The following is a 13,984-nucleotide window of genomic DNA, read 5'->3' as shown; positions in this document are numbered from 1 at the left end:
CAGGGCGGCCCCGTCCCGAGGCCCGCCCCGAGCCTGCGAGGGGTGCGGAGGACGGGGTCCTCTTACTCCCCGCGCAGCGTGAACACCACCGACTCGAGCTCCTCGGGCTTGATGAGGACGTCGCGGGCCTTGGACCCCTCGGAGGGGCCGACGATGCCGCGGCTCTCCATGAGGTCCATGAGCCGGCCGGCCTTGGCGAAGCCGACCCGGAGCTTGCGCTGCAGCATCGAGGTCGACCCGAACTGGCTGGTGACGACGAGCTCGACGGCCTGGACGAGCAGCTCGAGGTCCCCGCCGATGTCCTCGTCGATCTCCTTCTTCTCGCCACCGCCGGCGGTGAAGACCTCCTCCCGGTACTCGGGCTCGGCCTGCCGCTTGGTGAACTCGACGACCGCCTCGATCTCGGTGTCCGAGACGTAGGCGCCCTGCACCCGCTGGGGCTTGCCCGCGCCGATCGGCATGAAGAGGGCGTCACCCATGCCGATGAGCTTCTCCGCGCCGGGCTGGTCGAGGATGACCCGGCTGTCGGTGAGGCTCGACGTGGAGAACGCCAGCCGCGAGGGCACGTTGGCCTTGATGAGGCCGGTGACCACGTCGACCGACGGGCGCTGGGTGGCCAGCACCAGGTGGATACCGGCGGCGCGGGCCTTCTGCGTGATCCGGACGATGCAGTCCTCGACGTCGCGGGGGGCGACCATCATCAGGTCGGCGAGCTCGTCGACGATCGTGAGGATGTACGGGTAGGGCCGGTAGACCCGCTCGCTGCCGGGCGGGGCGGTGATCTCCCCGCGCTCGACCTTGCGGTTGAAGTCGTCGATGTGCCGGACGCCGGTGGCCCGCATGTCCTGGTAGCGCTGCTCCATCTCCTCGACCAGCCAGGCCAGCGCGGTGGAGGCCTTCTTGGGGTCGGTGATGATCGGCGTGATGAGGTGCGGGATGCCGTCGTAGGGCGTCAGCTCGACCATCTTCGGGTCGACCAGGATCATCCGCAGCTGCTCCGGCGTGGCCCGCAGCAGCAGCGAGGTCAGCAGCGAGTTGATGCAGCTGGACTTCCCGGCACCGGTGGCGCCGGCGACCAGCAGGTGCGGCATCTTCGCCAGGTTGGCGCAGACGAAGCCGCCCTCGATGTCCTTGCCCAGGCCCACCAGCATCGGGTGCGGGTCCTGCTTGGCCGCCGCCGAGCGCATGACGTCGCCGAGGCTGACCGTCTCGCGGTCGGCGTTGGGCACCTCGATGCCGACCGCGGACTTGCCGGGGATCGGCGCCAGGATGCGGATGTTGTCGTTGGCCACCGCGTAGGCGAGGTTGCGGGTCAGCGCGGTGATCTTCTCGACCTTGACCGCCGGGCCGAGCTCGACCTCGTAGCGGGTGACCGTGGGGCCGCGGGTGTAGCCGGTGACGTCGGCGTCGATGTTGAACTGGGTGAGCACGCCGCGGATGGCCTCGACGACCACGCCGTTGGCCTGCGACTCCTTGCGCGGCGGCGTGCCGGGGCGCAGCAGCGCGACCGACGGCAGCGTGTACTCGCCCTCGACCGGCTCGATCCGCAGCTGCTCGGGCTCGGTGACCGGCTCGAGCTCCTCGGGCGGGGCCGTGCGGTCGACCACCGGGGCCCCGCGCGTGGGCACCGGCGGGGGCGGCGGCTCGGTGCGGACGGCGTCGCCGGCCTCGTCGTAGGCGGCGGTGTCCACGGCGGGCAGGTCGACCGGGCCGGTCTCGAGCAGGTCCTCCGACAGCGACGCCCGGCGCCGGGAGCGCCGCGGGGCGGGGGGCTCGGCCGGCGCCCCGTCGTCCTCGTCGCCGTCCCAGTCGTCGTAGGCGTCCTCGTCGTGCGCCTCGTCGTCGTGCGCCTCGTCGTCGTGCGCCTCGTCGTCGTGCGCCTGGCCGAGCAGCCGGTCGCCGAGGTCGCGCAGCCGCTCGGGGATCTGGTGCACCGGGGTGGCGGTGAGCACGAGCAGGCCGAAGAAGGCGGCGAGCACCAGCAGGACGACGGCGACCACGGCGCCGACCCCGGCCTCCAGCGGGGTCGCGACGGCCCAGCCGAGCAGTCCCCCGGAGCCGGGGCGCCCGGCGGCCGGGACGGCGGGCTCGCCGACCACGTGGGCGATGCCGAGCACCGCGACGACCGTGCACAGCCAGCCGATCGCCAGCCGGCCGCGCGCCTCGGGGCGGGGCCCCCGGCGCAGCAGCCGCAGCGCGGCGAGGAAGAGGACGACCGGCAGCACCACGACCAGCGAGCCGACGACCCAGCGCACGGCACCGGCCAGCCCCGCGCCCACCGGGCCGATGCCGGTCGTCCACGCGGCGGCACCGAGCACGACGGCCAGGCCGAGCACGGCCAGCCCGACGCCGTCCCGGCGGTGCTCGGGGGCCAGCGGCTCGGCCTCCTCCGGGCGGGCGACCGAGCGGGCCAGGCCGCCGGCGCCGCGCGCCACGAGCGACCAGGCGCCGCTCACCACACCCCACAGACCGGGGCCCGAGGAGCGCGCGGCGGCGGGCCTGCGGCTCCCGGAGGGCCGCTTCGCGGCGGGTCGCTTGGCGGGTGGCCGCTTCCGGGACGCGGTCGACCCGGAGCCCGAGCGGCCGCGCGCGGACGACCGCCCCGACGTGCGGGTGGTCGTGCTGCGAGCAGGCATGCGTCAGACCGTAATCTCCCCCGGCCCGCGCCGGGGGCAGGCGACGCCGACGTGTCCGCCACCTACGGTCGGGCCGTGCCGACGACGTCACCCGGCCGGCCCTGCGGGAGCTGGCCGACGCCCATCACCTCCGAGCTGGTCGTCCGGGCCGCCGCGCGGCTGGGCGAGGTGCGCGTCGACGGCACCGACGTCTGGTGGTCGGAGGGCCGCCCCGAGGAGGGTGGGCGCTCGGTCCTCGTGCGCCGCTCTGCCGACGGCACCACGACCGACGTCCTGCCCGCCCCCTGGAACGCCCGCACCCGTGTGCACGAGTACGGCGGCGGCGCCTGGACCGTCCGCGACGGCGTCCTCTGGTTCACCGAGTTCAGCGACCAGCGGCTGTACCGGCTCGCCCCGGGCGGGGCCGAGCCGGTGGCCGGAACGCCGGAGCCGGACGTGCCCTCGGGGCTGCGCTTCGCCGACCTGACCGCGACGCCGGGCGGCGGGCTGCTCGCGGTCCGGGAGACCCACGCCCCGGGCGGGGCCGCGGCCGACGTCGTCAACGAGGTCGTCCGCATCCGGCCCGACGGCGGGATGGAGGTGCTGGCCGGCGGCACCGACTTCGTCTCCGACCCCCGGCCGGCACCCGACGGCGTCACGCTGGCGTGGCTGCGGTGGGACCACCCGGACATGCCGTGGGACGCCGCGCAGCTGGTCGTCCGGGCCGCCGACGGCACCGAGCACGTGCTGGCCGGGGGGCCCGGTGAGTCGGTGGTGCAGCCGGTGTGGGGCGAGGATCTCGCGCTGTGGTGGCTCAGCGACCGGTCCGGCGTCTGGTCGCTGTACCGGCGCCGGCCGCACGGCGAGGTGGAGTGCGTGGTGGACGTCGGCTGCGACATCGCCGGACCGCAGTGGGTGTTCGGGCAGAGCCGGTACGCGCTGCTGCCCGACGGCCGGGTGGTGCTGGCCTACGCCCGGGACGGTCGCGACCGGCTCGCCGTCTCCGAGGACGGCGGCCTGCGCGAGCTGGACCTGCCGTACACGGTCTTCCGGTACGTCACGGCGGCGGACGGCGCGGTCGTCTGCGTCGCGGCCGGACCGGTGTCCGAGCCCGTCGTCCTGCGGGTGCCGGTGGACGGGGCCGCGGTCGAGGTCCTGCGCCCGGCGCGCGACCTGGGGCTGGACCCGGCGTGGTTCTCCCGGCCCGAGCACGTCACCTTCCCGACCGAGGACCGCGGCACCGGCATCGCGGAGGCGCACGCGCTGGTCTACCCGCCGACCAACCCGGACGTCACGGCGCCCGAGGACGAGCTGCCCCCGCTGCTGGTCGTGGTGCACGGCGGGCCGACGGGCGCGGCCATCCCCGCGCTGGACCTGGAGGTGCAGTACTGGACCTCCCGCGGGTTCTGCGTGGCCGACGTCGACTACCGCGGCTCCGTCGGCTACGGCCGGCGGTACCGGGAGGCCCTCAAGGGCAACTGGGGCGTCGTCGACCTCGACGACGTGGTCGCCTGCGCGCAGCACCTCGCCGGCACCGGCCGGGTGGACCCCGCCCGGATGGCGATCCGCGGTGGCTCGGCCGGCGGCTACACGACCCTGGCCGCGCTGTGCCTGCGGCCCGGCGTCTTCTCCGCGGGGGCCAGCCACTTCGGCGTCGCCGACCTCGCGGCTCTCGCCCGGGACACCCACAAGTTCGAATCGCGCTACCTCGACGGGCTGGTCGCCCCGTGGCCGTCGGGGGCCGACGTCTACGCCGAGCGCTCGCCGATCAGCCACGTCGACGCCTTCGACACCCCGCTGGCGGTGTTCCAGGGCGAGGAGGACCGCGTCGTCCCGCCGGAGCAGGCCGAGGCGATCGTGGCCGCCCTGCGCGCGAAGGGCGTCCCGCACGCCTACCTGCTCTTCCCCGGGGAGCAGCACGGGTTCCGGCGCGCCGAGAACATCCGGGCCGCGCTGGACGGCGAGCTGTCGTTCTACGCGCAGGTGTGGGGCTTCCCCCTGCCGGAGGGCGAGGGGATCGCGCCGATCGAGGTCGTGCGGCCGGTCGGCTGAACGCGGCGACCACCGGCGCCGTAGGCAGGGGCGTGGACCGTCATCCGGGAACGCCGTGACGAGGCCTGCCCGCAGGCGCGAGGCCGCCGGGCCGCTCGACGTGCGCGCCGCCTACGCCGCGCACGGGCCGGAGCTGTACCGCTTCGCGCTGCGCCAGCTCGGCGACGACCACGCGGCCCAGGACGTCGTCCAGGAGGTGTTCCTGAGGGCCTGGCGGGCCTCGGACTCCTTCGACCCGGAGCTGGCGGGCCTGCGCACGTGGTTGTTCGCCATCGCCCGCAACGTGGTCGTCGACGAGGTCCGGCGGGTGGCCGTGCGGCCGTGGCAGCGCAGCCTCACCGAGCCCGGCGACGTGCAGGTCCCGCCGGTCGGGGGCGTCGACGACCGGGTGGTCGACGCCTGGGTGGTGGAGGAGGCGCTGCGGCGGATCTCCCCGGAGCACCGGGCGGCGATCGTGCAGACCCACCTGCGCGGCCGCCCGCACGCCGAGGTGGCCGCCGAGCTCGGCGTCCCGGTGGGCACGCTGCGCAGCCGGGTCTTCTACGGCCTCAAGGCCCTGCGCCTCGCGCTCGACGAGTTGGGGGTGGAACCGTGAGCGAGCTGCCGCGGGAGGAGCACCGGGCGCTGCGCGAGCAGCTGGGCGTCTACGCCCTCGGGCACGGCACGCCGGAGGAGCGCGCGGCCGTGCGGGCCCACCTGGACGGCTGCGCGGGGTGCCGGGCCGAGCTGGCGCCCCTGCTGCCGCTGGCCGCCCGGCTGGACGGCGTCGACCCCGACCGGCTCGACGAGACGCCCACCCCGCCGCCCGGCCTCGGCGCGGCGGTGCTCGCCCGCATCGCCGAGGAGCGACGGGCCAGCCGGCGCCGGCCGGTCACCCGGCGCCGGCTGGCCACGGCCGGGGCGGCCGCGGCCGTCGCCGCGTCGGCGTTCGGCGTCGGCTGGCTCGCCCGGCCGGTGCCCCCGCCACCTCCTCTGGAGGCGGTCGCGGTCGAGGTCCTGGAGGAGGGCGTGCAGGCCAGCGCGGACGTCATCCCGCACACCTGGGGGGTGGAGGTCCGGCTCTCCGGCGAGGGCTTCACCGCCGGCGAGGCGCACCGGGTGTGGGTGACCGACGAGGCCGGCGCCGAGGTGCCCGCCGGGGGGTTCATCGGCGTCGGGCCGGACCAGCTGGACTGCAACCTCAACGCCTTCGTGCTGCGCGAGGACGCGGTCGGCTTCACCGTCGTCGACGCCGCGGGGGACGTCGTCCTGACCTCGCGGTTCTGATCCGAGGGGCCCGACCGGCGACCGCCACCCGCCGGACGCGACCGCGCCGGGCGAGGGTCTCCCCCGCCCGGCGCGGTCGACGACCCCGGCCCACCCCCGTGGGGCCGGGGCCTGTTCTCGGGGGTCAGCTGCCGTTCGCCGGCACGGTCCGCCCGTCGGCGGTGAAGCCGGTGCCGTTGCCGTCCTGGAACACGTCCGGCCCGACGGGTGCCCGGTTGCCCCGGATCCCGGTGCGGGTGACGGTCATGGTGCCGGGCTCGGAGTTCCACAGGCCCCCGCCCTCGGCGGCGGCGGCGTTGCCGGTGACGGTGCTGCGCTCGACGGTGACCGTGCCCGCACCGGTCAGGTGCAGGCCACCGCCGTTGCCGGGGCCGGCGCCGGTGGCGTTGCGCGACAGCGTGGACCGGGACACCGTGGTGGTGGAGCCGGCCGAGGCCTCGATGCCGCCGCCGGCGCGCACCGCGGTGTTGCCGGTGACCGTGCTCCGCTCGAGGTGCAGCGTGCCGGCGTTGAGCAGGCCGCCGCCGGAGGCCGGTAGCCCTGTACCCCGTGCCGCCCCGCCGGTGACGGTGACGGCCTCCAGGTGCAGCCACGCCCCGGGCCGCACGTCGAACACGCGGTCCAGGCCCCGGGCGTCCACGGTGGCCCCGCCGCCGCGGAGGGTCAGCCGCCCGGTCACGTCGAGGTCGCCGGTCGCCGCGGCGTCCTCCCCCGTGCCGGCCAGGGAGAGGGCGTAGGTGCCCTCCGCCGGCTCTATCGTCCCCCCGCCGAGGGCGTTGGCCTCCTGGACCGCCGCGCGCAGCGAGCAGGCGCCGTCCATGTCGGCGCACCGGCCGTCCCCCGGCGCGGCGTCCACGGTGTCGGCGGCCGTGGTGACCCGGAGCCGGTCGCCGTCACCGCGGTCCCGCCGGTCGCCACGGTCGCCGTCCCCGGAGCGCCATCCCTCGCCGTGCGACCGGTCCCCTCCCCCGCGGGGACCGTGGTCCTCGGCCAGGGCCGGCCCGGCCGTGACCAGGCCCAGCGCCACGGCCGACAGTGCCGCTCCCGCCAGTCGTCTCGTCCGCATGTCGTCGTCTCCCTCGTCGTCCTCGCTGACCGCGCCGGTGGGCGCCGGACGTCAGGGGATGCGGGAGGCGGTGCAGCCGCGTTCGATCAGACCTCGAGGACGGTGGGGATGATCATGGGCCGCCGGCGGTGGGTGTCCGAGACCCACTTGCCGACCGTCCGTCGGATCACCTGGGACAACCGGTGCGGGTCGGTCTCGCCGTCGGCGAGCGTGCGCCGCAGCGCGTCCTCGACCAGCTGCAGCGCCGGGTCGAACACCGACGGGTCGTCGGCGAAGCCGCGGGCGGAGAGGTGGACCGGCCGGACGATGGTGCGGGTGGAGGGCTCGATGACGACGGTGAGCGCCACGAACCCCTCGTCCCCGAGGATGCGCCGCTCCTGCAGCGACTCCTCCCCCACGTCTCCGACGTTGAGCCCGTCGACGTACACGTCGCCGACCGGGACGCTGCCGACGATGGAGGCCTTCCCGTCGACGAGGTCGACGACCACGCCGTTCTCGGCCAGGAGCACCCGGTCGGTGGGCATGCCGGTCTGCCCGGCGAGCGCGGCGTGGGCGCGCAGGTGCCGCCACTCGCCGTGCACGGGCATGAGGTGCCGCGGCTTGGCCACGTTGAGCAGGGTGCGCAACTCCCCGGCCGGCGCGTGGCCGGAGACGTGCACCATCGCCGTCTCCTTGTGGACGACGGTGGCCCCGAGCCGGGCCAGGCCGTTGATCACCTTGTAGACGGCGGTCTCGTTGCCGGGCACCAGGGAGGAGGCCAGCACGATCGTGTCGCCGGCCTCGATGGTCACCTGGTGGTGCTCGCCGCGGGCCATCCGCCCGAGCGCCGACAGCGGCTCGCCCTGCGACCCGGTGCTGACCAGCACCACCTGCTCGGGCGGCATGCTCGTCGCCTCGTCCAGGCTCACCATGAGCCCGGGGGCGACCCGCAGCAGCCCGAGGTCCCGGGCCACGCCCATGTTGCGGACCATCGACCGGCCGACGAGCGCCACCTTGCGGCCGTGCACCTCCGCGGCGTCGAGGACCTGCTGGATGCGGTGCACGTGGCTGGCGAAGCTGGAGACGATCAGCCGCTGGGTGGCGCGGCGGAAGACGTCCTCGATGACCGGTCCGATGGCCCGCTCGGAGGTGACGAAGCCGGGCACCTCGGCGTTCGTGGAGTCGGCCATCAGCAGGTCGATGCCCTCGATACCGAGGCGGGCGAACGCGCCGAGGTCGGTGAGGACGCCGTCGAGGGGCAGCTGGTCCATCTTGAAGTCGCCGGTGTGGACCACGAGCCCGGCCGGCGTGTGGACGGCGACGGCCAGCGCATCGGGGATCGAGTGGTTGACGCTGATGAACTCGCAGTGGAACGGGCCGGCGAGGTGGTCGTCGCCGGCGGCGACCTCGACCAGGCGCGGGTCGATCCGGTGCTCGCGGAGCTTGGCCTTGACCAGCGCCAGGGTGAACCGCGACCCGACCAGCGGGATGTCACCGCGCATCCGCAGCAGGTAGGGGATGGCGCCGATGTGGTCCTCGTGCCCGTGGGTGAGGACGACGGCGGCGATGTCGTCGAGCCGGTGCTGGATCACCCCGAAGTCGGGCAGGATCAGGTCGACACCGGGCTGCTCGGCCTCGGGGAAGAGCACCCCGCAGTCGACGACGAGCAGCTTCCCGTCGAACTCCAGCACCGCCATGTTGCGGCCGATCTCGCCCAGGCCGCCGAGGGCCATCACCCGCAGCCCGCCGTCGGGCAGCGGCGGGGGCGCCTGCAGGTCCAGGTGCGGCTGGTGCCCGGCGATGGTCACAGGACCACCCCGCCGGCGGCCAGGTCGGCGCGCAGCTGCTCGAGCTGCTCGGGCGTGGCGTCGACCAGCGGGGGACGGACCGGGCCGGCCGGCAGGCCGAGCGCGTTGAGCGCCGCCTTCACGAGGATGACCCCCTGGGTGCGGAAGGTGCCGGTGTAGACCGGCAGCAGGCTGTCGTTGATCTCGCGGGCCTTGGTCAGGTCCCCCGACTCCACGGCCGCGATGAGCTCGGCGAGCCGGGGACCGACCAGGTGGCCCACCACGCTGACCACGCCGACGGCGCCGAGGGCCAGCAGCGGCAGGTTGAGCATGTCCTCGCCGCTGTAGTAGGCGAGGTCGGTACGGGCGAGGGTCCAGGCGACGGCGCCGAGGTCCGCCTTCGCGTCCTTCACCGCCACGATGCGCGGGTGCTCGGCGGCCCGGACGAGGGTCTCCACCTCGATTGGCACGACCGTGCGCGGCGGGATGTCGTAGAGCATCACCGGCAGGTCGGTGGCGTCGGCGACGGCGGTGAAGTGCCGCAGCAGCCCCGCCTGCGGGGGCTTGTTGTAGTACGGCGTCACGACCATGAGGCCGTGGGCGCCGAGCCGTTCGGCGTCGCGGGCCTTGTCGATGGAGTGGGCGGTGTCGTTGGTGCCCACGCCGGCGACCACGGTCGCCCGGTCACCGACCGCGTCGAGGACCGCCTCGAGGACGGCGCGCTGCTCGGCGTCGCTGAGCGTGGGCGACTCCCCCGTGGTCCCGGAGACGACGAGCCCGTCGTGGGCGCCCCGGTCGACCAGGTGGGCGGCCAGTTCCTGGGCGCCGGCGAGGTCGATCGAGCCGTCCTCGGCCAGGGGGGTGACCATCGCCGTGAGGACGCGCCCGAAGGGCCGGGCGGGGTCGCGGGTCATGGGGGTGAATCTACCGACCGCCGCCGGTCGCGATCCGGCCCCGCGGGATCGGCGTCGGCGCGGCGGAACTCCGACACCGCCCAGCGCAGGCCGCTCGTCGAGGTCGCCCAGCCGGAGGCGGGGTCGCGCGCCACCCGCGTCCAGCCCCCGTCGAGCGCCGGGGCCCAGGTGTCGCCGTCGACCGCGACGTCGACGTCGGTGACCACCAGGCGGTCGGCGTGGGGCAGGAAGGCGGCGTAGACCCGCCCACCGCCGATGACCCAGCAGTCGGGGTGGGCGGCCAGGACCTCGGCCACCGAGCCCGCGCGCTGCGCGCCCTCTGCCGACCAGCCGGGGTCACCGGTCAGGACGACGTTGGTCCGCCGCGGCAGCGGCCGCGCCCGCCCGGGCAGCGAGTCCCAGGTGCGCCGACCCATGACGACCGTCGAGCCGGTGGTGAGCTGCTGGAAGCGGCGCAGGTCCTCGGGCAGGTGCCAGGGCAGCCCGCCCTCGGCCCCGATGACGCCGCCCCGGGCCTGCGCCCAGACCAGCCGGACGGTCACGGGCGCCCCGGCGACCGCGAGAGGCTCTTCACACCGCCACCGGCGCCTTGATCGCCGGGTGCGGGTCGTAGCCGTGCACGGCGAAGTGCTCGTAGGTGTAGTCGAACAGCGACGGCGCGGGGGCCAGCTCCAGCGACGGGAAGGGTCGCACCTCGCGGGAGAGCTGCTGGGTCACCTGCTCGACGTGGTTGCTGTAGACGTGGCAGTCCCCGCCGACCCAGACGAGGTCGCCGGGTGCCAGGCCCACCTGGTCGGCGACCATGCGGGTCAGCAGCGCGTAGCTGGCGATGTTGAAGGGCACGCCGAGGAAGAGGTCGGCGCTGCGCTGGTAGAGCTGGCAGGACAGCCGGCCGTCTGCGACGTGGAACTGGAACAGCGCGTGGCAGGGCGCGAGCGCCATGTCGGGCAGCGCGGCGACGTTCCACGCGGAGACGACCATGCGCCGGGAGTCGGGGTCGGTGCGCAGGGTGTCGAGGACGGCCGCGAGCTGGTCGATGCTCCCGCCGTCCGGCGTCGGCCACGACCGCCACTGGACGCCGTAGACCGGACCGAGGTCACCGGTCGGCGAGGCCCACTCGTCCCAGATCGTGACCCCGTGGTCGCGCAGCCACTGCACGTTGCCGTCCCCGCGGAGGAACCACAGCAGCTCGACGGCCACCGACTTGAAGTGCACCCGCTTGGTGGTGACCAGCGGGAAGGACCGGGAGAGGTCGTAGCGCAGCCGCTCGCCGAACAGGCTGACGGTGCCCGTGCCGGTGCGGTCCTGCTTGGGTGTGCCGGTCTCCAGCACCCGGCGAAGGAGGTCCTCGTACTGCGTGTCCACCGGCCGGCCGTCCGCGCTCCCCACGCCACCCACCCTAGGCGCCGACCGCCGGGGGCCCGGACGTCGACACCGTGAGGTCCGCCGCGAGGTCGCCGCGCCCGGCCACGAGCACCCGGTCGAGCTCGAGCCAGCCGGCCATCAGCGCCAGCTCCTCGGCCAGCTCGGCGGCGACCTCGCGGCGGTCGACCCCGGGCTCGGCGAAGGCCGCCTGCACCAGCAGCGCCCCGGCCTTCCGGTCGGCCTTGAGGTCGACGCGGGCGACGAGCCGGTCGCCGAGGAGGAAGGGCAGCACGTAGTAGCCGTGCACCCGCTGCGCGGCCGGCGTGTAGATCTCCAGGCGGTAGCGGAAGCCGAACAGCCGCTCGACGCGTGGCCGCTCCCAGACCAGCGAGTCGAAGGGGCTGACCAGGGCCCGGGCGAGCACCCGCCGGGGCCGGCGCGCCCCGGGGTGCAGCCACGCGGGCGCCGACCAGCCGGCCACCTCGACCGGCAGGAGCTCCCCGGCCTCCACCAGCTCGGCGACGGCGGCGCGGGCCGGGACCGGGCGCAACCGGAAGTAGTCGCGCAGGTCCCGCTCGGTGGCCACGCCCAGCGCCCGGGAGGCCGTGCGGACCAGCTCGCGCACCGCGTCGGCCGGCTCGGGGGTGGGCGCACGGACCACCTCGGCCGGCAGCACCCGTTCGGTGAGGTCGTAGACGCGCTCGAAGCCGGCGGTGCGCCGGGTCGCGGTCAGGACCCCGGACCAGAACAGCCACTCGAGGGCCGCCTTGCCGGCGTGCCAGTTCCACATGCTGCCGGGCCGGTCGGGCCGGGGCTCGGCGAGGTCGCTCGCCTTGAGCGGGCCGCCCTCGCGCACCCTGTCGAGCACTTCCTGCACGTAGCCGGGGCGTTCGCGCTGGACGCGGACCATCGACCCCCAGGCGTGCTCCTCCGCGGCGGCCATCCGCCAGCGCAGGTGGGGGTGCAGCCGCACGGGGAGGAAGGATGCCTCGTGCGCCCAGTACTCGAAGAGCAGGTGCCGGCGCCCGGCCAGCGCGTCGAGGGCGGGCCGGGGGTAGGGCCCCAGCCGGCTGAACGCCGGCAGGTAGTGCGCGCGCGAGAGCACGTTGACCGAGTCGATCTGCAGGACGGCGAGACGCTCGGCGGTGCGGCGGAGCCGGCCGGCGTCGACGGGGCCACCCGGTCGCGGGTCGGCCAGCCCCTGGGCGGCCAGGGCGATCCGGCGCGCCAGCGGGGTCGCGAGGCGGTCGACGGGGCGGTGACCCCGGGCGCGGTCGTCGACGGCACGGTTCTCGACGGCACGGTTCTCGACGGCACGGTGCCGCGCGGCAGGCTCTCCCACGACGTCCGATCCTGCCGGGCCGGTACGACACCCCGCCCCCCGCCTACGCTCGCCGCGTGGACCCCACCACGCCGTTCCCGCCCCTGACGGGCACCGCCGAGGTCTCGGTGCGCCCGGCGCGCACCGCGGACGCACCCGAGGTGGCGCGCGTCCAGGTGGTCACCTGGCGGACGGCCTACCGCTCCCTCCTGCCCGCAGCGGTGCTGGACGAGTGGGACGACGACGCCGCGGCCCGGTCGTGGGCCGCGGCCATCACGACCCCGCCGACGCCGGCGCACGGCGTCCTGGTCGCCTGCGAGCGGGAGACGGTCGTCGGCTTCGCGGCCTACGGGCCACCCGAGGTCGTCCCCGGTGACACCTCCGCGGGCGACGGCCCGACGACCGAGGTCGCCACGCTGCTGGTGGAGCCGCGCTGGGGCCGCCGGGGTCACGGCAGCCGGCTGCTGGCCGCGGTGGCGGACCTGGCCCGCGGATCCGGCGCCCGCCGGCTGCAGACCTGGCTGGCCGACCAGGACCGGGTGTCCGCCCGCTTCCTGGAGTCGGCGGGCTGGGCACCGGACGGCTGGGTGCGCACGTTGGACACCGGGGGGGCACCGGTGCGGGAGGTGCGCTGGCACGCACTGCTGGAGGAGGCGGGCGGGTGAGGTTCCAGGGCTTCCCGGACGAGGGGCTGGTCTTCTACGAGGGCCTGGAGGCCGACAACAGCAAGACCTACTGGACGCGGCACCGCGCCCTCTACGAGGACTGCGTCCGCGCGCCGCTGCAGGCACTGCTCGACGAGGTCGCCGGGGAGTTCGGGACGGCGAAGGTGTTCCGCCCCTACCGCGACGTGCGCTTCAGCAACGACAAGATGCCGTACAAGACCCACCAGGGCGCCGTCGTCTCGTCCGACGGCCGGGGCGCGGGGGCCTGGTACGTGCAGCTGTCCGCCGAGGGGCTCATGGTGGCCGGCGGGGCCTGGCGGCTGGAGTCCGACCAGGTCGCCCGATACCGCCGCGCGGTGGCCGCGGACGTCCCCGGCGAGCGGCTCGATCAGGAGCTGTCGCGGCTGACCGGGAGCGGCTGGACGGTGGACGGCGAGCGCCTCAAGCGGGTTCCCGCCGGCTTCGCGCCGGAGAGCCCACGTGCCGACCTGCTGCGGCACAGGGCGCTGCACGCGAGCCGGCGATGGGAGCCGGCCGCGTGGCTGCACACCCGTGAGTCCCTGGAGCGCGTGCGGGACGCCTGGCGCGCGCTCACGGCGCTGAACGACTGGTTGGCCGACAACGTGGGGGCGACGACGAAGGAGCCGCGCCCCCGTCGCTGAGGGCAGCGCGGTCGGCGGGCCCCCGCCGCGGGCCGGGCCGGGGGGGCCGGGCCGGGGGGGCCGGGCCGGGGGGGCCGGGCCGGAATGGCAACCGGGGAACGGCGCCCGGGAGTCCTCCTCCGGGCATGACGAAGGGCCCCCACCGGTGTGGTGGGGGCCCTTCGTGGAATGGTTGTCCGGCGGTGTCCTACTCTCCCACCCCGTCTCCGGGGCAGTACCATCGGCGCTGAGAGGCTTAGCTTCCGGGTTCGGAATGGGACCGGGCGTTTCCCTCTCGCCATGACCGCCGTAA

Annotated in this window: 12 protein-coding genes and 1 rRNA gene; 5 read left to right on the top strand and 8 right to left on the bottom strand. The window is 75.6% G+C overall.

The genetic code is table 11. The features are described 5' to 3' along the window. Positions 1–62 precede the first annotated feature (62 nt). A complete protein-coding gene (locus ACI8AC_RS23320; protein ID WP_456900235.1) occupies positions 63–2,456 on the bottom strand; it encodes a DNA translocase FtsK in 2,394 nt (797 codons plus the stop codon). A 255-nt stretch (positions 2,457–2,711) separates the two neighbouring features. On the opposite strand from ACI8AC_RS23320, the gene ACI8AC_RS23315 reads away from it, so the two are divergent. Genes ACI8AC_RS23315 through ACI8AC_RS23305 form a run of 3 tightly spaced genes read left to right on the top strand, consistent with a single transcriptional unit; the run spans position 2,712 to position 5,933 of the window. After that, positions 2,712–4,667 (top strand): prolyl oligopeptidase family serine peptidase, encoded by a 1,956-nt coding sequence (locus ACI8AC_RS23315; RefSeq protein WP_456900234.1) that lies wholly within the window; start codon positions 2,712–2,714, stop codon positions 4,665–4,667. A 55-nt stretch (positions 4,668–4,722) separates the two neighbouring features. Further along, positions 4,723–5,262 (top strand): sigma-70 family RNA polymerase sigma factor, encoded by a 540-nt coding sequence (locus ACI8AC_RS23310; RefSeq protein ID WP_456900233.1) that lies wholly within the window; start codon positions 4,723–4,725, stop codon positions 5,260–5,262. Then, positions 5,259–5,933, top strand: a complete 675-nt coding sequence (locus ACI8AC_RS23305) for an anti-sigma factor family protein (protein WP_456900232.1) — start codon at positions 5,259–5,261, stop codon at positions 5,931–5,933. Before ACI8AC_RS23310 ends, ACI8AC_RS23305 begins: the two co-directional genes overlap by 4 nt. Positions 5,934–6,057: 124 nt before the next feature. On the opposite strand, the gene ACI8AC_RS23300 is transcribed toward ACI8AC_RS23305, so the two are convergent. From ACI8AC_RS23300 to ACI8AC_RS23275, 6 genes are all read right to left on the bottom strand, one after another. Continuing rightward, on the bottom strand, positions 6,058–6,999 hold the full coding sequence (locus tag ACI8AC_RS23300) for a CSLREA domain-containing protein (RefSeq protein WP_456900231.1): 942 nt from the start codon (positions 6,997–6,999) through the stop codon (positions 6,058–6,060). Between the two features lie 86 nt (positions 7,000–7,085). Beyond that, positions 7,086–8,786 (bottom strand): ribonuclease J, encoded by a 1,701-nt coding sequence (locus tag ACI8AC_RS23295; RefSeq protein ID WP_456900230.1) that lies wholly within the window; start codon positions 8,784–8,786, stop codon positions 7,086–7,088. After that, entirely contained in the window at positions 8,783–9,679 is an 897-nt protein-coding gene (dapA, locus tag ACI8AC_RS23290) for a 4-hydroxy-tetrahydrodipicolinate synthase (RefSeq protein ID WP_456900229.1), read from the bottom strand. Before dapA ends, ACI8AC_RS23295 begins: the two co-directional genes overlap by 4 nt. Further along, positions 9,676–10,221 carry a dihydrofolate reductase gene (locus ACI8AC_RS23285; protein WP_456900228.1) on the bottom strand — a complete coding sequence of 182 codons (546 nt, stop codon included), beginning with the start codon at positions 10,219–10,221 and terminating at the stop codon, positions 9,676–9,678. The genes dapA and ACI8AC_RS23285 overlap by 4 nt, the downstream gene beginning before the upstream one ends. Positions 10,222–10,249: 28 nt before the next feature. Next, positions 10,250–11,068, bottom strand: a complete 819-nt coding sequence (locus ACI8AC_RS23280; RefSeq protein ID WP_456900227.1) for a thymidylate synthase — start codon at positions 11,066–11,068, stop codon at positions 10,250–10,252. Positions 11,069–11,078: 10 nt separating this feature from the next. Beyond that, positions 11,079–12,386, bottom strand: coding sequence for a winged helix-turn-helix domain-containing protein (locus ACI8AC_RS23275; RefSeq protein ID WP_456900226.1), 1,308 nt, complete (start codon positions 12,384–12,386; stop codon positions 11,079–11,081). A gap of 56 nt (positions 12,387–12,442) precedes the next feature. Here ACI8AC_RS23275 and ACI8AC_RS23270 point away from each other — a divergent pair, with 56 nt between their 5' ends. Beyond that, positions 12,443–13,030, top strand: a complete 588-nt coding sequence (locus ACI8AC_RS23270) for an N-acetyltransferase family protein (protein ID WP_456900225.1) — start codon at positions 12,443–12,445, stop codon at positions 13,028–13,030. Next, the gene (locus ACI8AC_RS23265; protein WP_456900224.1) at positions 13,027–13,692 is read left to right on the top strand and encodes a DUF2461 domain-containing protein; all 666 of its coding nucleotides are present in this window, start codon (positions 13,027–13,029) and stop codon (positions 13,690–13,692) included. The genes ACI8AC_RS23270 and ACI8AC_RS23265 overlap by 4 nt, the downstream gene beginning before the upstream one ends. 174 nt (positions 13,693–13,866) lie before the next feature. Here the strand turns inward: ACI8AC_RS23265 and rrf are convergent. Beyond that, positions 13,867–13,983 (bottom strand): 5S ribosomal RNA (gene rrf / locus ACI8AC_RS23260). Position 13,984 lies beyond the last annotated feature (1 nt).

It is taken from the genome of Geodermatophilus sp. SYSU D00758 (genome assembly GCF_054049955.1).
This window is presented reverse-complemented; position numbering and strand designations above follow the sequence as displayed.

Excerpts from the sequence above, each read along its gene's own strand:
- ACI8AC_RS23300 (WP_456900231.1), bottom strand. The coding sequence starts at position 6,999 with ATGCGGACGAGACGACTGGCGGGAGCGGCACTGTCGGCCGTGGCGCTG.
- dapA (WP_456900229.1), bottom strand. The coding sequence starts at position 9,679 with ATGACCCGCGACCCCGCCCGGCCCTTCGGGCGCGTCCTCACGGCGATG.